The following is a 17,951-nucleotide window of genomic DNA, read 5'->3' on the forward strand; positions in this document are numbered from 1 at the left end:
CACAGTCGGTAGACGCATAGTCTGCATTCCCGTCCAACAGGCGGATGGGGAAGGCGCGCAAACTTGGGGGGTTGCATCAGGTGATCGCGGACAATGTCCGGCGGCACCGCAAGGCGCGCAAGGGTCTGTCGCAGGAGAAGCTCGCCGAGCAATGCGGCTATCATCGCACCTATGTGGGGATGATCGAGCGCGGCGAGCGCAACATCACCATCGCGACCCTGGAGGCTCTGGCGGGGGCTCTGGGGGTGGAGCCCCGGCGGCTGCTCGATAGGGATTGAAGCCCGGGATCGGGTTCAGCGCGGCGACCCAGACGGCCATGTGTTCGCAGGCCTCCTCGGTGAGGCGGAGGGCGCCGTTGGGCGCGCGGACGAGGAAATCCTGGGATTGGAAATGGTCGGCGGCGGGCTCGACGGCTTCGGGCGGGATGGCGGCGGCTTCGGCGGCTTGGGCCGGATTGAGGGCGCGGCCGTCTAGCTCCGCTTCGTAGAGCGCGAGGAGGAAGCGCCAGTCGGGGTCGAGCGAGGGAAGGGCTCGGGCGGCGCGGTCGCGCTCCTCGGCCAGAAGCGCGCGCGCCGCCTGGAGCGCGAGGGCGTTGGCTTGGGCGGTCGTGGGGGCGGGTGCCGAGTCGGGCGTGAGTGTGGGGGGCATGGCGGCGGGGCTCCTCGGTTCCCGCGTGGTATGATGACTATAGTGTGCGGAAAGCGCAAGTGTCCTAGGGTGCGAGGGGGCTTGACAAATCGGTGTGTTCTTGAGAACATATAGGGAATATGATTCGTGGGGGATCGTGTGTGGTTTGGTTGTTCAGTGGTGTCGGGTCATTTCCGGAGCCGGCTGGTGGGGCATCTGCCGCGGCGGCTCGGCAACAAGAGCGGGCGCGGCAAAGCCGCACCCGTGACGTCGGACGAGCTCGCGGGGTTTTGACCCCCGCGCCTCGCCGTCCGGGGCGCGCCGTCTGGGACCCCATCGAAGTACTACTTCGATGGGAACCCTGCGTTCGCTGCTCAGGCGTCGCTTCGCGTCGGCTTCGCTGCTCAAGCGCGGCGTAATGGCGAAGCCATTTTCGCCTCGTCAACGCCGCGAGAACGCCGCCTTCCTCGCGGCGCTCCACCGCACCGGCAACGTGCGGATGTCGGCGCGGGAGGTGGGGGTTCAGTATGGGACGATCCAGCATCGGCGCTCCGGGCATCCCGATTTCGCGAGCCGGTGGGACATTGCGCTGGTCGACGCGCATGCGCGGTTCCACGCCGCCGGCGGGAAGACGGGGCCGGCGATGCCGCGCGGAGCTCGGTCGGCGCTTCGGACCGAAGGCGGCGAGCTGATGGTGGTGCGCACGAAGAGCGGCCGGCTGCAGGTGCGGCCGGCGTGCCGGGGGAAGCTGACCAGGGCGGCCGAGCAGCTCTTCCTCCAGGCGCTGTCGGCGACGGCGAACGTCCGGCTCTCGGCGGCGGCGGCGGGGGCCTCCTTCGCCGCTTTCTACCGGCGGCAGAAGCAGAAGCCGGCCTTTGCGCGGGAGATGCGGCGGGCGCTCGACATCGGCTATGTGCGGCTCGAATGCGCGGCCTGGGTGGCGGCGACGCCGGCCAGCCACGAGGACGATGCCTGGTTCGATGCCGAGCCGCCGCCGATGCCGCAGATGAGCGTCGCGCAGGCGCTGCAATTGCTCTTCCTCCACCAGAAGAAGGTGCGTTTGGGCTGGGAGGAACCGCATCGGGCGCGGCGGCGCGGCGAAAGCGACGAGATCTATCTCGCGCGGCTGCGGGCGATCGCGGCCGTCGAGGAGGCGCGGGAGGCGGAGGACCAGGCGGTGCGGTGGGCGCTCCGGGCCGACGAGCGGGCGCCGCCGCGGGAGCTGCCGCCGCTGCCGCCGGTGCCGCCGCTCGAGGGGGTGGAAGGGTGGAGCCGGGCTTCGGGGAAGGCGCCGTACCATCCGGAGGTGGCTCTGTTCGGCGGGTGGCGGATTGGCGATATTCAACGAAAGTAGTCCGAACAGGGACAGTCTATCTGATTGTCCCCGTTCCCGCGCTGAGCGGGGACAGCCAGATAGGCTGTCCCCAGGCGATGGCGAATCTTCCCCCGCAAGGGCCCGCTCGACAATCGCCCGGGTCCCGCAATAGGAGGGGCTGTGGCTGCGAGGAGGGTCGGGTGCGAAGTCGCTGGTTCGTTTTGGGTGCGCTTCTCGCCGGGGCGGCGGCTGCGATGGTGCCCGCCGCGGCCGGCGCGGCGCCGCTGGCGACGGTCGAGCGGCACGGCAGCTATGTCGCGGTCGAGCCCTACGGGCCGAACATCGTGCGGGTGACGCTCGCCACCGATGCGGCGCTGGCCGATGCGCCGGCGGGCTATGGCATCAGCGGCAGGGCGGATGCGGCGGGGTGGACGCACCGGGTCGAGAATGGCGCGGACGTGTTCGCTTCGCCGGCCGTCACGGTCCGGGTCGCGGCGCAGCCCTGGCCGAAGGCGCCGGGGCAGATGGAGCGCTATTTCGCGCCGTCGCTGCCGCCGGTGTCGCTTGTCGTGGCGCGGGCCGACGGGCGGCCGCTCGCCGAGATGACCGGCTGGGAGATGGCGCCGCACGTCGTGAATGGCGAGAAGACGTTCCGGGTGGGGGCGAGCTTCGCGGCGCCGGCCGACGAACATTATTACGGGCTCGGGCAGAACCAGGAGGGGGCGCTCGACCTCAAGGGCCGGACGATCGACTGCCGGCACAATTACGACGCGCCGGCGGGGGAGACGGTCTGCGTGCCGTTCATGGTGACGAACAAGGGCTATGGCGTGGTCTGGGACAATCCTTCGGCGACCACTGTGTCGCCGGGGCTGTTCAGCGCCACCCACTGGCAGTCGGAGGTGGGGGAGCGGGTGTCGTTCTTCGTCATCGCCGGGGCGACGGCGGACGAAATCTATGCCGGGTATAAAAGGCTGACGGGCGAGACGCCGCTGCCGCCCAAGGCCGCGTTCGGGCTGATCCAGTCGAAGGCGCGGTACGAGAGCCAGGCGGAGCTGCTCGGGGTGGCGGAGGGGTATCGGAAGAGAGGGTACCCGCTCGACGTGATGGTGCTCGACTGGTTCTACTGGACGCGGATGGGCCAGCTCGACATCGACCGGAATTTCTTCCCCGATCCCAAGGGCATGAACGACGCGCTGCACCGGATGGGGATGCGCTCGATCGTCAGCGTCTGGCCGCGATTCGAGCGGGAGAGTCGCTATTACGAGATGCTCGCCGCCAAGGGCTGGTTCCTGAAGGACAAGGACGGGCATGTCGTCGACGGGCTGGCGGTGCGGTCGGACCGGGCGGGGGCGTTGATCGACAGCACGAACCCGGAGGCGCGGGCGTGGTTCTGGGGCAAGATCCGGGACAATATCGCGAGCCAGGGCTTCGACTGGTTCTGGCTCGACGAGACCGAGCCGGACCTGGTGCCGGACGGCGGCTTCTATTCGATCGGCTCGGGCGACCGGTACCACAACCTCTTCCCGCTGGTGCATACGGAGGGCGTGGCGGAAGGCTCGGCGCGCGACCGGCCGGAGCTGCGGAATTTGATCCTGTCGCGGGCCGCGTATCTGGGCTCGCAGCGCACCGGATCGCTGTTCTGGTCGTCGGACGTGCATGCCAGTTGGGAGGCGCTGAGGCGGCAGGTTCCGGCGGGACTGGGCTTCACGGCCACGGGCCTCGCTTACTGGGGCAGCGACACGGGCGGCTGGCAGTGGCCGAACGGGCCCAAGGCCGAGCACCCGCCGCTGGTCGACCCGGCCGGCGCCAAGGCGATGGGCGGTAATTATCCGGACTATCCGGAGCTGTTCGTCCGCTGGTTCGAATATAATGCGCTGACGCCGACGCTGCGCATCCACGGGCTTCGGCCGGCGACGTCGATCTGGGACTATGGCCCCGCCGCGGAGCCGATCCTCGCCAGCTGGCTGAAGCTGCGCTACCAGCTCGTCCCCTATCTCTACGCGCTCGGCCGCCACACCTATGAGGGCGGGGCGCCGTTCATGCGGGCTTTGTTCATGGACTTCCCGGACGACCCGAACGCCGCCACGCTGGGCGATGAATATATGCTCGGCGCGGCCTTCCTCGTCGCGCCGGTGACGGAGCAGGGGGCGACGCGCCGCAGCGTTTACCTTCCCGCGGGGAGCGACTGGTACGATTTCTGGACGAACCGGCGCCTGCACGGCGGCCAGACCGTCACCGCCGACGCGCCGATCGACCGCATTCCGGTCTTCGTCCGCGCCGGCTCGATCGTGCCGATGGGCACGGACGTGCCCAGCACCGCCACCCAGCAGAAGCTGGCGGAAATCCGGGTCTATCCGGGGCGGGACACGGCCTTGACCCTCTACGACGACGACGGGACGACCAACGCCTATCGCAAGGGGCAGGGGACAAGCGCGACGCTGCGCTGGAGCGAGGCGGGCCGCCGGCTCACCGCCTCGGGGCGGTTGCCGACCGGGCAGGATCCGCAGCTCCTGGTACGGGTGATCGAGGCGCGGCCGTGAAGCGGCTCGCGCTCCTCCTCGCGGCCAGCGCCCTCATCGCGGCCGCACCTCTACCCAAGATCGTAGCGCAGCCGAACGGCCGCCACGTCTTCCTCATCGACGGCGCGCCGTTCGTGATGCTCGGCGGGCAGGCGAACAATTCGAGCAATTATCCGGCGATGTTGCCCAAGGTGTGGCCGGTCATCCACGCGCTCCACGCCAACACGCTCGAGATGCCGGTCGCCTGGGAGCAGGTCGAGCCGGTCGAGGGGCGGTTTGATTTCTCCTTCGTCGACACCCTCATCCGCGAGGCGAGGGAGAACCGGGTGCGGCTCGTGCTGCTGTGGTTCGGCACCTGGAAGAACACCTCGCCCAATTACGCGCCCGCATGGGTGAAGATGGACAATGCCCGCTTCCCCCGCATGCGGACTGCGGACGGGAGGGCGCACGGCGTTCTGTCGCCCCACAGCCGGTCGACGCTGGAGGCGGACAAAAGGGCCTTCGCTGCGCTGATGACCCACCTTCGCGACGCGGACCCGGACAACCAGGTCATCATGGTGCAGGTCGAGAACGAGATCGGCAGCTACGGCCTCGCCCGCGACCATTCGCCGGAGGCGGAGCGGCTGTTCCGCGGCCCAGTGCCGGCCGCGCTGGCGAAGCTCAAGGGGAGGGCCGGCACCTGGACCGAAGTCTATGGCGACTTTGCCGAGCAGGCCTTCGCGAGCTGGCACATGGCCCGCTACGCCGATGAGATCGCGGCGGCGGGCAAGGCGGTGAAGCCGCTCCCCATGTATTGCAATTCGGCGATGGGCAATCCGTTCGACGCCAAGTCCGCCTCGACGACGCCGAGCGGCGGCCCGCAGTGGAACATGATCGACGTCTGGAAGGCGGCCGCCCCGCACATCGATCTCGTCGCGCCCGACATCTACAATCATGATGAACGCGAGGTGGCGCAGATCCTCTCTTATTACGACCGCCCGGACAACGCGCTGTTCGTGCCCGAGCTCGGCAACGCGCCCGACCAGGCGCGCTATCTGTGGGAGATACTCGGCCGCGGCGGGATTGGGGTCGCGCCGTTCGGTACCGACGCGACCGGCTATTCCAATTATCCGCTGGGCGCGAAGGCGCTGGATGCGGCGACGGTCGAGGCGTTTGCGTCGAAATATGCTGTGTTCGCCGACATCGCGCGGCAGTGGGCGCGGATCGCCGCCGCCAGCCCGACCTGGGGCGTCGCCAAGGGGACCGATGCCGCCGACCGCTCCACTGCCTTCGGGCGCTGGCGGGCCAATGTCTCTTTCGAGCAATGGGAGTTTGGCGACCGCGACTGGACCTGGATCAAATCCGAGCCGCATCCGACCAAGGGGCAGCCGGTCGGCGGCGCCGTCGTGGCGCAGCTCGGCCCGGACGAATTCCTCGTCGCCGGCTCCGACGCGCGCGTCCGCTTCTCGCTCGCCTCGCCGGCGGGCGGGGAGAATGGGGCGATCGTGCGCGTGGAGGAGGGGACGTTCGATGAGAGCGGCCACTGGGTCACGGCGCGCGTCTGGAACGGCGACCAGACCGATTATGGCCTGAACTTCACCCGCCAGCCCGTACTGCTGCGCGTAAAGATGGGCGTGTGGCGACGATGAACGGCGATACCGTGTTGATACCGTAATGACCAAAACGGTTTTATCTGCTTAGGGGCCTTCGGCGGCCGTCGTCTGGATCCCCCACGAGCGGGCGGCGGTCGCCACCGCGGCGCGCCGATACGGTAGTTGCACGGTATCCAGGTTAAACCAGCGGAAACCGTGACTTGGCTATTACGCTGGTCGGCGTTCCCCCCACGAGCGCCTCTGGCTCCGGAAGGCCCGCCGCGCTCCTGGTCGCACGGCGGGCCTTCTTCGTCAGCGCGGCGCGTAGTCGTAGAGGCCGAAGACGGCGCCGACGAAGCCGCCGGCGGTTTTGGTGCTGAGCATCGTCCCGTCTTGTGGGGCCCCAAGCGTGCGCCAAACTCCGTCCGCGCCGGCGTAGGAGAAGCTGTAGGCTGGACCCTTGGCCTCCACCCGCAGCCGCACCGGACCGCCGCAGCGGAAAGGCGTCTCCGCGACCAATGCCCCGCCGGCGGGCTCCCCAGGACCGGCGCGCCGCTTCAGCACCAGCTTCGTCGAGCCGCCGCTGCGGGCGACGGCGAGCAAATACCAGAAATCGTCGTTCTGGAGCGCCGCCAGCCCTGCTTCCTCGCCGTCGGCGGCGGGGCAGGTGCGCAGCTCGGTCGTCGCGGTGGCGTCCATATGCTGCTGGCGGCGGGCGAGGAACGAGGGGTTGGCGTTGTCGCCGAGGCGGACGGGGCGGCCCTGGATGCTCAAGGTGCCGCCGGTGAGCCGCCACCAGCGCGTGCGCGGGTTGCGCATCTGCATCCAGTAGACCGGAAGCGCGGGGCCGCGGAAATCGTCGCGCACGGCGAACCCCCCGCTCGTCGGCACGGGGGCGGGGCCGGGGGGAAGGTGCGGCGCAGGGCGGGCGTAGGGGATAGGTTCTTCCGGCCCGGTGATGCGGGGCCAGCCGTCCTGCCATGTCACGGGCAGCAGGAAGGTCTCCCGGCCGGTATTGTAGAAATCGCCGCTATAGGGGCGCGTCGCGAGGAAGGTCGCCCACCAGCGGCCGTCGGGCGTGTCGACCAGCTGGGCGTGGCCGGCGGAGGTGATCGGGATCGGCCGGCCGCGCGAGAGGTCGCGCTGGGTGAGGATCGGGTTGCCGGCGAAGGGAACGAACGGCCCGTCCGGCCGGCGGCTGCGGAAGACGACCTGCGAGTGGCCCTCGGCGGTGCCCCCCTCGGCGCATGTCAAATAGTAATAGTCGCCTTTCCTCAGGATGTGCGGGCCCTCGATCCACACCGGCTTCTTCGAGAGGTCGACGCCGCCGTTCACCAGCATCGTGCGCGGCCCGAAGGTCTTGTTGGATTTGGGGTCGAAGCGCTGGACCCAGATGGCGCGGTGGCCTTCGTAGAGCGGCTGGCCGGGCGGCGGGCCGTTATTGACCATCCAGGCGCTGCCGTCGTCGTCGAAGAAGAGCGAGGGGTCGATGCCGCCCTCGAGCGCCGGCAGCCAGACCGGGTCCGACCACGGGCCGGCGGGGTTCTTCGCCGTCACCAGGAAGTTGCCGCCGCAATCGACGCAGGTATTGACGATATAGAAGGTGCCGGCATGCCAGGAGATGGCCGGGGCGAAGACGCCGCGCGAGAGGCCGAGGCGCTTGAAATCGAGCTGGCCGGGCCGGTCGATGGCGTTGCCGATCTGGGTCCAGTGGACGAGGTCGCGGCTCTTCCACACCGGGATGCCCGGGAACCAGGCGAAGGTCGAGTTGACGAGGTAGAAGTCGCGGCCGGCGCGGGTGACGCTCGGGTCCGGGTAGAAGCCGTGGAGGATGGGGTTGCGATAGTCGCCGGGCTTGGCGGGCACCCGGTCGGACGGGTCGCTTCCCTTATAGTCGAACCAGCCGAACACCGCCGGGGCGGCACAGGCGGGGAGGGGCACCGCGAGAGCGGCCGCCATCGTGAGAGGTCCAAGCCCGCCGCGCATTCGCCACCTCCTCCAGATCCTGACCTGGGTCGTCTGGGGCCTAGCCAGCGTCGGTTCGGCGGACAAGGCGGGCGATTCCACGCAGCGCTCCCGCAGCCGGGGAACGAATTAATCTGCATCAGGTTCTGGAGGTACTGGGCTGTGAGGTTTCTAGGTTGGGGGCAATCCGAGAAGGAGGGTGCGATGGGCGATCAGGCGGTGAAGCCGAGCGATCCGGCCGAAAGCGCGATGGGCGATGCCGGGAAGGGCAGCTTCCAGCAGTCCCAGAATTCCGGCGAGAAGGGTGAGCAGGCCGCGCGCGGCGGTCCTGCCGAGGGCCGCGACGAGGAGTGGCACGACAAGCTCAAGGAGCAAATGTCCGGCAAGGATGCACCGCGGGAGGGCAGGGAAGATGCCGCAGGACCCGGCCGCGGGCGCGCCTGAGCTCTGCGACGCTTTCCGCGAGCCGAGGCCGGTGCTGGCGACGGCGACGGCGATGGCGCTGATCGTGCTCATCTTCGCGCTCTTCATTCACTGAGGATTCGACCATGTCCCTGATCCTGTCCGGTGCGGCTACGCGTACCGCCGAAGAACGCAGCCGCCAGCGCGAGGCGCTCAAGGCGCAGATCGAGCTGCTGGAGGACGAATGGCGCGGCGGGATGGAGCGCGACACGCTCGTCCTTCTCGACCATGCCTGCGCCAGGCTGGCGGCGCTGGAGGAGGAAGGTGCAGTCGCCGCGTTGTAAAGTTCGCATTTTCTCCTAGATGGACAGCCTCACCAGCGAGAAAGATGCTTTCATGGGCTACCGGATGGTCGTCGTCGGCGCGACCGGCAATGTCGGGCGCGAGATGCTCAACATCCTCGCCGAGCGCGAATTCCCCCTGGACGATATCGCCGCCGTCGCCTCGCCGCGCTCGACCGGCAACGTCATCGACTTCGGGGATTCGGGGCGCGAGCTCAAGGTCCAGAACATCGAGCATTTCGATTTCACGGGCTGGGATATGGCTTTGTTCGCCGCCGGCTCCGAAGCCTCCAGGGCGCATGCGCCGCGGGCGGCGGCGGCGGGCTGCACCGTCATCGACAACAGCTCGCTCTACCGGATGGACCCGGACGTGCCGCTGATCGTGCCGGAGGTGAACCCGCAAGCCATCGACGGCTACCGGCGCAAGAATATCATCGCCAACCCCAATTGCTCGACCGCGCAGATGGTGGTGGCGCTGAAGCCGCTGCACGACGCCGCGGGCATCCGCCGCGTCGTCGTCTCGACCTACCAGTCGGTCTCCGGCGCGGGCAAAAAGGGGATGGACGAACTGTTCGAGCAGAGCCGCAACATCTTCGTCGGCGACGCCAACGAGCCGGCTTTCTTCACCAAGCAGATCGCCTTCAACGTCATCCCCCACATCGACGACTTCCTCGACGACGGCTCGACCAAGGAGGAGTGGAAGATGGTGGTCGAAACGAAGAAGATCCTCGACCCGAAGATCAAGGTGACGGCGACGTGCGTGCGGGTGCCGGTGTTCGTCGGCCATTCCGAGTCGATCAACATCGAGTTCGAGCGGGAGATTTCGGCGCAGGAGGCGCAGGCCATCCTCCGCGAGGCGCCGGGCGTCATGCTCGTCGACAAGCGCGAGGACGGCGGATACGTGACGCCCGTCGAGGCGGTGGGCGAATATGCCACCTATGTCAGCCGCGTCCGCGACGATTCGACCGTCGAGAACGGGCTCAATTTGTGGTGCGTGTCCGACAATCTGAGGAAGGGCGCGGCGTTGAACGCGGTCCAGATCGCCGAGCTGCTCGGAAGAAAGCATCTCCAGAAGGCGGCATAGCTTCTGCCTCCCCATCCGCGAGGATGGGGAGGGGGACCACCCGCAGGGTGGTGGAGGGGTATTCGAGCGTCCCGGAGTCATTCGCGCCAGGGTTCCGGGTGGCTGTGAATACCCCTCCACCAGCTTCGCTGGTCCCCCTCCCCACGAGCTTTGCTCGCAGGGAGGCAAGGAGAACCCCTTCCCACCCGCCTACCCGGTTGCGGGCTCGCGCGGGACGGCCTAAGAGCCGCGCCAAGTCACGCTTCCACCGGAGAATCTCGATGGCGTCCGTCGCCGCCGGTTACCTGCCCATCCTGCTGTTCCTGGTCGTCGCGCTGGGCCTTTCGTCGGCCTTCGTCGTGCTGCCGATGATCACGGCCAAGTTCACCGGCGCCAGCAACCCCTATGCGGACAAGCTCGCGGAATATGAGTGCGGCTTCCCCGCCTTCGAGGACAGCCGCGCCCAGTTCGACGTGCGCTTCTACCTCGTCGCCATCCTGTTCATCGTTTTCGATTTGGAGGCCGCGTTCCTGTTCCCGTGGGCGGTGTCGCTGAAGCATACCGGCATCGCCGGCTGGGCCTCGATGATGCTGTTCCTCGTCGAGCTGGCGCTGGGCTTCGTTTACGCCTGGAAGAAGGGAGCGCTCGAATGGGAGTGATCCTCGATCCCCGGCACGAGAACGTCCGCCCGTCGGACCTCCAGCAGCCGGACCCCAAATTCTTCCAGGACCTGCAGAGCGAGGTGTCCGACAAGGGCTTCCTCGTCACCTCCGCCGAGGACCTGTTCCAGTGGGCCCGCACCGGCTCCTTGTGGTGGATGACCTTTGGCCTCGCCTGCTGCGCGGTCGAGATGATCCACGCCAACATGCCGCGCTACGATCTCGAGCGGTTCGGCGTCGCGCCTCGGGCGTCGCCGCGCCAGTCGGACGTGATGATCGTCGCCGGCACTCTGTGCAACAAGATGGCGCCGGCGCTGCGCCGGGTCTACGACCAGATGTCGGAGCCGCGCTACGTCATCTCGATGGGCAGCTGCGCCAATGGCGGCGGCTATTATCATTACAGCTATTCGGTGGTGCGCGGCTGCGACCGCATCGTGCCGGTCGATATCTATGTGCCCGGCTGCCCGCCGACCGCCGAGGCTTTGCTCTACGGGATCATGCAGCTGCAGCGGAAGATCCGCCGCTCCGGCACGATCGAACGTTAGACATGGCCAACAATTCGGCACCCAGGATTGCCCCGCGCGAGGGGCTGCTCGACGAAGTGAAGGCCGCGCTCGGCGAGGCCGTGCTCGATGCGCGGCACGCGGTCGGCGAGGACACGATCACCGTCCGCCGCGAGACCATCGTCGAGGTGTGCCGCACGATGCGCGACGGTTTCGAATATCAGCAGCTGATGGAGATCGCCGGCGTCGACTATCCGCAGCGGCGGGAGCGGTTCGAGGTCGATTACCACCTCCTCTCGGTGACCAAGAATCACCGCATCCGCATCAAGCTCTCGACCGACGAGGACACGGCAGTGCCCTCCGTCACCGGCCTCTGGCCGGTCGCCGGCTGGCTCGAGCGCGAGGTGTTCGACATGTACGGCGTGCTGTTCGAGGGCAATGAGGATTTGCGCCGCATCCTCACAGATTATGGCTTTCGCGGCCATCCGTTCCGCAAGGACTTTCCGCTCTCAGGCTATGTCGAGCTGCGTTACTCCGAGGAGCAGAAAAGGGTGGTGTACGAGCCGGTGCGCCTGCCGCAGGATTTCCGCGCCTTCGATTTCCTTAGCCCCTGGGAAGGCGCCCAGTACATCCTCCCCGGCGACGAGAAGGCCTCGCCCGAAGCCCCGGGCGCGCCGACGCCCTTGAAGGCCGAGGAGATCAAGAAGTGAGCCTCGACACGCCGACGGTGGGCACCGCCGACCATGTGGCGCGGAGGGGCGCCACGCAATCGAAGATCGCCAATTACACGATCAACTTCGGACCCCAGCACCCGGCGGCGCACGGCGTGCTCCGGCTCGTGCTCGAGCTCGACGGCGAGATCGTCGAGCGGGTCGATCCGCATGTCGGCCTGCTCCACCGCGGCACCGAGAAATTGTGCGAATACAAGACCTACATCCAGTCGGTGCCCTATATGGACCGGCTCGATTACGTCTCGCCCATGTCGATGGAGCATAGCTATGTGCTCGCCATCGAGAAGCTGTTGGATCTCGAGGTTCCGGAGCGGGCGCGGTGGCTGCGGACCTTCTTCGCCGAGCTGACGCGGATCTCGAACCACCTCCTGAACATCGGCAGCCACATCATGGATGTCGGCGCGATGACGCCGAACCTGTGGCTGTTCGAGCCGCGCGAAGACATCATGAACTTCTACGAGCGGGCGTCCGGAGCGCGGATGCACGCGAATTATTTTCGCCCCGGCGGCGTCCACCAGGACGTGCCGCAGGCGCTGCTCGACGACATCAGCGTGTGGATGGACAAGAAGCTGCTGCCGATCTTCGAAGATGCGATCAGCCTCGTCGCCGACAACCGCATCTTCAAGCAGCGCAACGTCGACATCTCGATCGTCTCGAAGGAGGACGCGCTGGCCTGGGGCTTCTCCGGCCCGATGATCCGCGCCGCCGGCATCCCCTGGGACATCCGCAAGTCGCAGCCCTACGACATGTACCACGAAGTCGCGTTCGACGTGCCGGTGGGGACGCGGGGCGATTGCTACGACCGCATGATGGTCCGGGTCGAGGAAGTCCGCCAGTCGGTGCGGATCATGAAGCAGTGTTTGGACAGGATGCGGCCGGGGCCGATCGCGTCGGACGACCGCAAGGTGGTGCCGCCCAAGCGCGCCGAGATGAAGCAGTCGATGGAAGCGCTGATCCACCACTTCAAGCTCTACACCGAAGGCTTCCACGTGCCGGCCGGCGAAGTCTATGTCGCGACCGAGAGCCCCAAGGGCGAATTCGGCGTCTACCTCGTCGCCGACGGCACGAACAAGCCGTACCGCGTGAAGCTGCGGCCGACCGGCTTCTCGCATTTGCAGGCAATGGACTTCATGACCAAGGGCCACATGCTGGCCGACGTGACGGCCATCCTCGGCTCGCTCGACATCGTGTTCGGGGAGATCGACCGGTGAGCAGTTCATTCACCTGGAGACGCCTGGGAGTAGCATTTCTCATCGAGGCCGTGGCGCTGCCGCTCCTGGCCGTGGCGGTGATCCTTCTCTATGCCGCCGGGCTGCCGGGAATGGAGATGATGCACCTCGGCCTTTTGCTGTTCCTCCTGGCGTCGTTGATTCCTTTCTTTCGGGCTCGCAGGGCGGCGAAGGCGGCCAAGGCTGATCAAAATGGCTGACATCCTCCCCAATTCCATCCCCGACATCGACGAGGTCCGCGCCCGCTGGGGCTCTTTCGCCTGGACGAAGGAGAATGCGGCGCAGGCGCAGATGTTCATCGACCGCTATCCGCCGGGGCGGCAGCACAGCGCGATCCTGCCTCTGCTCGATCTTGCGCAGCGCCAGGTGGGCGCGGAGACGCAGACGCAGGGCTGGCTGCCCATTCCGGTGATCGAATATGTCGCGGCCCAGCTGTCGATGCCGTACATCCGCGCCTACGAGGTCGCGACCTTCTACACGATGTTCAACCTGCGGCCGGTTGGTCGCTACCACGTCCAGGTCTGCGGGACGACGCCATGCATGCTGCAGGGTTCGGACGATGTGTTCGCCGCGTGCAAGGCCAAGGGGCTGAAGAAGGGCCAGACGACGCCGGACGGGCTGTTCACCCTTTCGGAGGTCGAATGCCTCGGCGCCTGCGCCAACGCGCCGATGGTCCAGATCAACGACGACAATTACGAGGATCTGACGTTCGAGACGACGACCGCCCTCATTGAGGCGCTGGCGCGCGGCGAGACGCCGAAGCCGGGCCCGCAGGGCGTCAACCGCCGCACCAGCGATCCCGAGGGCGGTCCAACCACGCTCCAGGAAATGGTCTCCGAGAACCACGATTACCGCCCGCTGTGGAACAATGCTGGGGCAGGGGGGGCGTCGGCATGAAGTCGCTCGGCTCGCTCGCCGTCGCAATCCTCGTCGGCATCCTCGTCCTGTGGGTGCTGGTGAAGCTCGTGTTCCTGACCTTCAAGCTGATCGGCCTCGCCATTGCCGTCGCCGTGGTCGCTGCCGTGTTCTTCGGGGTGCGCAAGATGATCGAGGGTCCGCGCGATGCTTGACGACAAGGACCGCATCTTCACCAACCTCTACGGCTTCCAGGATTGGGGCCTGAAGGGCGCGCAGGCACGCGGCGACTGGGACGGCACCGCGGCGCTGATGGCGCGTGGCCAGGACACGATCATCGACGAGATCAAGGCGTCGGGCCTGCGCGGCCGCGGCGGCGCCGGCTTCCCGACCGGCATGAAGTGGAGCTTCATGCCCAAGGAGCCCAAGCCCGGTAAGCCGAACTTCCTCGTCATCAACGCCGACGAATCCGAGCCCGGATCGTGCAAGGATCGCGAGATCATCCGCCACGATCCGCACAAGCTGATCGAAGGCGCGCTGATCGCCGGCTTCGCGATGCGGGCGCGGGCGGGCTACATCTACATACGCGGCGAGTTCATCCGCGAGGCCGAGACGCTCGAAGCGGCGGTGCGCCAGGCCTACGACGCCGGCCTGCTCGGCAAGAACGCGGCGAAGTCCGGCTACGATTTCGACCTGTTCGTCCATCGCGGCGCCGGCGCCTACATTTGCGGCGAAGAGACGGCGATGCTGAACAGCCTCGAGGGCAAGAAGGGCTTCCCGCGCCTGAAGCCGCCATTCCCGGCGGGCGCGGGCCTCTATGGCTGCCCGACGACGGTCAACAACGTCGAGTCGATCGCGGTCGTGCCGACGATCCTTCGCCGCGGCGCCGCCTGGTTCAAGGGCTTCGGGCGCGAGAAGAACGAGGGCACCAAGCTCTTCCAGATCTCCGGCCACGTGAACAAGCCGTGCGTGGTCGAGGAAGCGATGTCGATCCCGTTCCGCGAGCTGATCGACCGCCATGCCGGCGGCATACGCGGCGGCTGGGACAATCTCCTCGCCGTCATTCCGGGCGGCGCGTCGGTGCCTTTGGTGCCGGCGCACGAGATCAGCGACGCGCCGATGGACTTCGACGGCCTGCGCGACCTCCAGTCCGGCCTCGGCACCGCCGCGGTCATCGTCATGGACAAGTCGACGGACGTCGTGAAGGCGATCGCCCGCATCTCCTATTTCTACAAGCATGAGAGCTGCGGCCAGTGCACGCCGTGCCGCGAGGGCACCGGCTGGATGTGGCGCGTCATGGAGCGCCTCGTCGAAGGCAATGCCGACCTGTCCGAGATCGACCTCCTCTGGGACGTCACCAAGCAGGTCGAGGGCCACACCATCTGCGCGCTGGGGGATGCTGCGGCCTGGCCGATCCAGGGCCTCATCCGCCACTTCCGCCCCGAGCTCGAGCGGCGCATCGCAGAACGCCAGGGTCGGACGCTGGAGGCGGCGGAATGATTGCGCTGCCGCTGATCCTTGCCTTGGCTGCCGCAGGACCCTCCTCGAAGAGAGAGGATAGAGAAGCGCAAATGGCCAACTGCGCCTGGTCCGAGGCGCCCGCGACGGCGGCGACGCTCGTTGCGCGGGTGAAATTCGACAGGCAATATGTCTATGACGCCGACGGCAGCCCGACCGTCGGACTGCTCATGCGCATCCGCGCGGCGTGCCGCGAGCAGGCGAAAGCTGTCGCGCAGGCGGCGGGCGCCCCCATATCGAAATTCGACAACAGGAAGTTCCTCAAGATTCTCGCGGGGACCAGGCCCGCTGCGGTCGGAGCGGACCGGTACGCGGGCATTGTCCGCCGCTGCGAGTTTCGCTTCGTCGACGGAGCGATGGAGGCACCTGCTGCTATCATCTGGCGCTCCGACGTCGCCGGCGTGTCGACGGAGCTCAGCCGCAGCGAGCAGATGCTCGGCTTCACGCCGACACCTGCGGAGGTCGCGGCGCTGCTGTCGCCCAAAAAGAGCCCGGAGGGCCTTCTCGAGAGAGCGGAGGCAGCCAAGCCGGTTCGCGTCTCGAGCCTTGCAGTGGGGAAGGCGTCCAGGCAGCCCTATGCGATCGATTACGAAGCCGCCGCCCAGCGGTGCCAGGCCGTGAAGGCGGATGGAAGTTACGAAGATGCCTAAGGTCAAAGTCGACGGCGTCGAGATTGAGGTGCCGCAGGGCGCCACCGTGCTCCAAGCGTGCGAGCTGGCGGGGAAGGAGATTCCGCGCTTCTGCTATCACGAGCGGCTGACCATCGCCGGCAATTGCCGCATGTGCCTCGTCGAGGTGAAGCCGGGACCGCCCAAGCCGCAGGCTTCGTGCGCGCTGCCGGCCGCGGACAATCAGGAGATTTTCACCCAGACGCCGCTGGTCAAGAAGGCGCGCGAGGGGGTGATGGAGTTCCTGCTCATCAACCACCCGCTCGACTGCCCGATCTGCGACCAGGGCGGCGAGTGCGACCTCCAGGACCAGGCCATGGCCTATGGCCGCGGCCATAGCCGCTTCCAGGAGAACAAGCGGGCGGTCACCGAGAAATATATGGGTCCGGTGGTCAAGACGATCATGACGCGGTGCATCCAGTGCACGCGCTGCGTGCGCTTCGCCGAGGAAGTCGCCGGCGTCGAGGAGATCGGGATGATCAACCGCGGCGAGAATGCGGAGATCACCTCCTATCTCGAAGGCGCGGTGACGTCGGAGCTTTCGGGCAACGTCGTCGATCTTTGCCCGGTCGGCGCTTTGGTTTCCAAGCCCTACAGCTTCGAGGCGCGGCCGTGGGAGCTGCGCAAGGTTCCCGGCATCGACGTGATGGACGCGGTCGGCACCAACATCCGCATCGATCACCGCTTCCGCGAAGTGATGCGGGCGCTGCCGCGCATCAACGACGACGTCAACGAGGAGTGGGCCCACGACAAGACCCGCCACGCGGTGGACGGGCTGGTGCGCAACCGGCTCGACCGGCCTTGGGTGCGGCGTGAAGGCAAGCTCCAGCCGGCGAGCTGGGAAGAGGCGTTTGCGGCGATTGCCGAGCGGCTGAGCGGCGCTTCGGGCGACGAGGTGGCGGCGATTGCCGGCGACCTCCAGGACGCCGAGTCGGTCTACGCGCTGAAGGCGTTGCTCCAGTCCTACGGGTCGACGCTGCACGAGAGCCGCCAGGACGGCGCGCGCTTCGACGTGTCGCACCCGCGCAACTACCGTTTCAACTCGACCATCGCGGGCATCGAGACGGCGCCGGCGGTGCTGCTCATCGGCACCAATCCGCGCTGGGAGGCGCCGCTGGTCAACACCCGGCTGCGCAAGGCCGTGAAGGCGGGCGGGCGCATCTTCCGCATCGGGCCTCCGGTCGATCTCACCTACCCGGTGACTGAGCTCGGCGCCGACCTGCAGCTGCTTGGCGACCTGCCGCAGGACGTGCGCGACGCCTTCGACGGCAAGGACAATGCCGCAATCATCGTCGGCATGGGTGCGCTCCAGGTCGCCGGAGCCTATGAGGCCGCCCGCGCGGCCGCGCAGGCGCTGGGAGCGACCTTCAACATGCTCCATACGGCCGCCAGCCGCGTCGCAGCGCTCGACATGGATTTCGCGACCGAGGGGGGCGTCGATGCGATCCGCGCCCGCGCCGGCAGCCTCAAGGCGCTGTTCCTGCTGGGGGCGGACGAGGTCGATACGGGCGCCTTCGCCGACACCTTCACAATCTATATCGGCACACACGGGGACCGCGGCGTGCGCCACGCCGACGTCATCCTGCCCTCCGCTGCCTATACCGAGAAGCACGGCACCTACGTCAACTTGGAAGGCCGGGTGCAGACTTCCGAATTCGCGGTCTTCCCGCCCGGCGAGGCGCGCGAGGACTGGACCATCTTCCGCGCCCTCTCCGATGTGCTCGGCAAGACGCTGCCGTTCGACGATCTGGTGCAGCTCCGCGCGGCGATGGCCGCGGACTATCCGCACCTCGGCACACCGGGTCTCGCCCTGTTCGATCCGCTGCCCGAGCATCTCGGCGGCGCGCCTGCGGTCGCAGGAACGATCGCCTATCCGATCGAGGACTTCTACCTCACGAACCCCATCGCGCGCGCGTCGCCGACGCTGCAGCGCTGTTCGGCCGAGATCCTCCACGGCCGCACTTTCCAGGAGGCCGCGGAGTGAC

19 protein-coding genes and 1 pseudogene are annotated in these 17,951 nt (G+C 67.6%); 18 read left to right on the top strand and 2 right to left on the bottom strand.

The annotated features are described in order from the left end of the window. Positions 1–80: 80 nt before the first annotated feature. Positions 81–278 (top strand): helix-turn-helix domain-containing protein, encoded by a 198-nt coding sequence (locus VGC56_RS16950; protein ID WP_464126853.1) that lies wholly within the window; start codon positions 81–83, stop codon positions 276–278. Here VGC56_RS16950 and VGC56_RS16955 read toward each other — a convergent pair. After that, positions 205–648, bottom strand: a complete 444-nt coding sequence (locus VGC56_RS16955) for a hypothetical protein (RefSeq protein WP_464126775.1) — start codon at positions 646–648, stop codon at positions 205–207. The two genes, VGC56_RS16950 and VGC56_RS16955, sit on opposite strands and share 74 nt — an antisense overlap. Before the next feature lie 397 nt (positions 649–1,045). Between VGC56_RS16955 and VGC56_RS16960 the strand changes: the two genes are divergently transcribed. From VGC56_RS16960 to VGC56_RS16970, 3 genes are all read left to right on the top strand, one after another. Beyond that, positions 1,046–1,981, top strand: coding sequence for a hypothetical protein (locus VGC56_RS16960; RefSeq protein WP_464126777.1), 936 nt, complete (start codon positions 1,046–1,048; stop codon positions 1,979–1,981). A gap of 215 nt (positions 1,982–2,196) precedes the next feature. Continuing rightward, positions 2,197–4,482, top strand: coding sequence for a glycoside hydrolase family 31 protein (locus tag VGC56_RS16965; RefSeq protein ID WP_464126855.1), 2,286 nt, complete (start codon positions 2,197–2,199; stop codon positions 4,480–4,482). Next, complete coding sequence (locus VGC56_RS16970) at positions 4,479–6,089, top strand: DUF5597 domain-containing protein (protein WP_464126779.1); 1,611 nt, start codon at positions 4,479–4,481, stop codon at positions 6,087–6,089. Before VGC56_RS16965 ends, VGC56_RS16970 begins: the two co-directional genes overlap by 4 nt. 255 nt (positions 6,090–6,344) lie before the next feature. On the opposite strand, the gene VGC56_RS16975 is transcribed toward VGC56_RS16970, so the two are convergent. Further along, positions 6,345–7,991 (bottom strand): glycoside hydrolase family 43 protein, encoded by a 1,647-nt coding sequence (locus tag VGC56_RS16975; protein WP_464126781.1) that lies wholly within the window; start codon positions 7,989–7,991, stop codon positions 6,345–6,347. 210 nt (positions 7,992–8,201) lie between these two features. Between VGC56_RS16975 and VGC56_RS16980 the strand changes: the two genes are divergently transcribed. The 14 genes and pseudogenes from VGC56_RS16980 (at position 8,202) to nuoG (ending at position 17,950) form a co-directional block, all read left to right on the top strand. Beyond that, complete coding sequence (locus VGC56_RS16980) at positions 8,202–8,441, top strand: hypothetical protein (RefSeq protein WP_464126783.1); 240 nt, start codon at positions 8,202–8,204, stop codon at positions 8,439–8,441. Continuing rightward, positions 8,410–8,535, top strand: a complete 126-nt coding sequence (locus tag VGC56_RS16985; RefSeq protein ID WP_464126785.1) for a hypothetical protein — start codon at positions 8,410–8,412, stop codon at positions 8,533–8,535. Before VGC56_RS16980 ends, VGC56_RS16985 begins: the two co-directional genes overlap by 32 nt. A gap of 10 nt (positions 8,536–8,545) precedes the next feature. Then, complete coding sequence (locus VGC56_RS16990; protein ID WP_464126787.1) at positions 8,546–8,743, top strand: hypothetical protein; 198 nt, start codon at positions 8,546–8,548, stop codon at positions 8,741–8,743. Between the two features lie 52 nt (positions 8,744–8,795). Then, on the top strand, positions 8,796–9,824 hold the full coding sequence (locus VGC56_RS16995) for an aspartate-semialdehyde dehydrogenase (RefSeq protein ID WP_464126856.1): 1,029 nt from the start codon (positions 8,796–8,798) through the stop codon (positions 9,822–9,824). Positions 9,825–10,084: 260 nt separating this feature from the next. Beyond that, positions 10,085–10,462: an NADH-quinone oxidoreductase subunit A gene (gene ndhC, locus VGC56_RS17000; protein WP_464126789.1), complete on the top strand. Its 378-nt coding sequence runs from the start codon at positions 10,085–10,087 to the stop codon at positions 10,460–10,462. Next, entirely contained in the window at positions 10,453–11,007 is a 555-nt protein-coding gene (locus tag VGC56_RS17005; RefSeq protein WP_464126791.1) for a NuoB/complex I 20 kDa subunit family protein, read from the top strand. The genes ndhC and VGC56_RS17005 overlap by 10 nt, the downstream gene beginning before the upstream one ends. A gap of 2 nt (positions 11,008–11,009) precedes the next feature. After that, positions 11,010–11,657: pseudogene (locus tag VGC56_RS17010) on the top strand (NADH-quinone oxidoreductase subunit C); the annotation flags it as partial. A gap of 35 nt (positions 11,658–11,692) precedes the next feature. Continuing rightward, the gene (locus tag VGC56_RS17015; protein WP_464126858.1) at positions 11,693–12,907 is read left to right on the top strand and encodes an NADH-quinone oxidoreductase subunit D; all 1,215 of its coding nucleotides are present in this window, start codon (positions 11,693–11,695) and stop codon (positions 12,905–12,907) included. Continuing rightward, a complete protein-coding gene (locus VGC56_RS17020) occupies positions 12,904–13,125 on the top strand; it encodes a hypothetical protein (RefSeq protein WP_464126793.1) in 222 nt (73 codons plus the stop codon). The genes VGC56_RS17015 and VGC56_RS17020 overlap by 4 nt, the downstream gene beginning before the upstream one ends. Further along, positions 13,118–13,822, top strand: a complete 705-nt coding sequence (locus VGC56_RS17025; protein WP_464126795.1) for a complex I 24 kDa subunit family protein — start codon at positions 13,118–13,120, stop codon at positions 13,820–13,822. Before VGC56_RS17020 ends, VGC56_RS17025 begins: the two co-directional genes overlap by 8 nt. Then, positions 13,819–13,995: a hypothetical protein gene (locus VGC56_RS17030; RefSeq protein WP_464126797.1), complete on the top strand. Its 177-nt coding sequence runs from the start codon at positions 13,819–13,821 to the stop codon at positions 13,993–13,995. The genes VGC56_RS17025 and VGC56_RS17030 overlap by 4 nt, the downstream gene beginning before the upstream one ends. After that, entirely contained in the window at positions 13,988–15,280 is a 1,293-nt protein-coding gene (gene nuoF / locus VGC56_RS17035) for an NADH-quinone oxidoreductase subunit NuoF (RefSeq protein WP_464126798.1), read from the top strand. Before VGC56_RS17030 ends, nuoF begins: the two co-directional genes overlap by 8 nt. 71 nt (positions 15,281–15,351) lie before the next feature. Further along, positions 15,352–15,948: a hypothetical protein gene (locus tag VGC56_RS17040; protein WP_464126800.1), complete on the top strand. Its 597-nt coding sequence runs from the start codon at positions 15,352–15,354 to the stop codon at positions 15,946–15,948. Beyond that, on the top strand, positions 15,941–17,950 hold the full coding sequence (gene nuoG, locus VGC56_RS17045) for an NADH-quinone oxidoreductase subunit NuoG (protein ID WP_464126802.1): 2,010 nt from the start codon (positions 15,941–15,943) through the stop codon (positions 17,948–17,950). Before VGC56_RS17040 ends, nuoG begins: the two co-directional genes overlap by 8 nt. Position 17,951 lies beyond the last annotated feature (1 nt).

The organism is Allosphingosinicella sp. (genome assembly GCF_036403745.1).
Lineage (GTDB): Bacteria > Pseudomonadota > Alphaproteobacteria > Sphingomonadales > Sphingomonadaceae > Allosphingosinicella.

Excerpts from the sequence above, each read along its gene's own strand:
- nuoG (WP_464126802.1), top strand. The coding sequence starts at position 15,941 with ATGCCTAAGGTCAAAGTCGACGGCGTCGAGATTGAGGTGCCGCAGGGC.
- VGC56_RS16995 (WP_464126856.1), top strand. The coding sequence starts at position 8,796 with ATGGGCTACCGGATGGTCGTCGTCGGCGCGACCGGCAATGTCGGGCGC.
- VGC56_RS16960 (WP_464126777.1), top strand. The coding sequence starts at position 1,046 with ATGGCGAAGCCATTTTCGCCTCGTCAACGCCGCGAGAACGCCGCCTTC.
- VGC56_RS16955 (WP_464126775.1), bottom strand. The coding sequence starts at position 648 with ATGCCCCCCACACTCACGCCCGACTCGGCACCCGCCCCCACGACCGCC.
- VGC56_RS16985 (WP_464126785.1), top strand. The coding sequence starts at position 8,410 with ATGCCGCAGGACCCGGCCGCGGGCGCGCCTGAGCTCTGCGACGCTTTC.
- VGC56_RS17040 (WP_464126800.1), top strand. The coding sequence starts at position 15,352 with ATGGCCAACTGCGCCTGGTCCGAGGCGCCCGCGACGGCGGCGACGCTC.
- VGC56_RS16990 (WP_464126787.1), top strand. The coding sequence starts at position 8,546 with ATGTCCCTGATCCTGTCCGGTGCGGCTACGCGTACCGCCGAAGAACGC.
- VGC56_RS17030 (WP_464126797.1), top strand. The coding sequence starts at position 13,819 with ATGAAGTCGCTCGGCTCGCTCGCCGTCGCAATCCTCGTCGGCATCCTC.
- VGC56_RS16975 (WP_464126781.1), bottom strand. The coding sequence starts at position 7,991 with ATGGCGGCCGCTCTCGCGGTGCCCCTCCCCGCCTGTGCCGCCCCGGCG.
- nuoF (WP_464126798.1), top strand. The coding sequence starts at position 13,988 with ATGCTTGACGACAAGGACCGCATCTTCACCAACCTCTACGGCTTCCAG.
- VGC56_RS17025 (WP_464126795.1), top strand. The coding sequence starts at position 13,118 with ATGGCTGACATCCTCCCCAATTCCATCCCCGACATCGACGAGGTCCGC.
- VGC56_RS16965 (WP_464126855.1), top strand. The coding sequence starts at position 2,197 with ATGGTGCCCGCCGCGGCCGGCGCGGCGCCGCTGGCGACGGTCGAGCGG.
- VGC56_RS17005 (WP_464126791.1), top strand. The coding sequence starts at position 10,453 with ATGGGAGTGATCCTCGATCCCCGGCACGAGAACGTCCGCCCGTCGGAC.
- ndhC (WP_464126789.1), top strand. The coding sequence starts at position 10,085 with ATGGCGTCCGTCGCCGCCGGTTACCTGCCCATCCTGCTGTTCCTGGTC.
- VGC56_RS16980 (WP_464126783.1), top strand. The coding sequence starts at position 8,202 with ATGGGCGATCAGGCGGTGAAGCCGAGCGATCCGGCCGAAAGCGCGATG.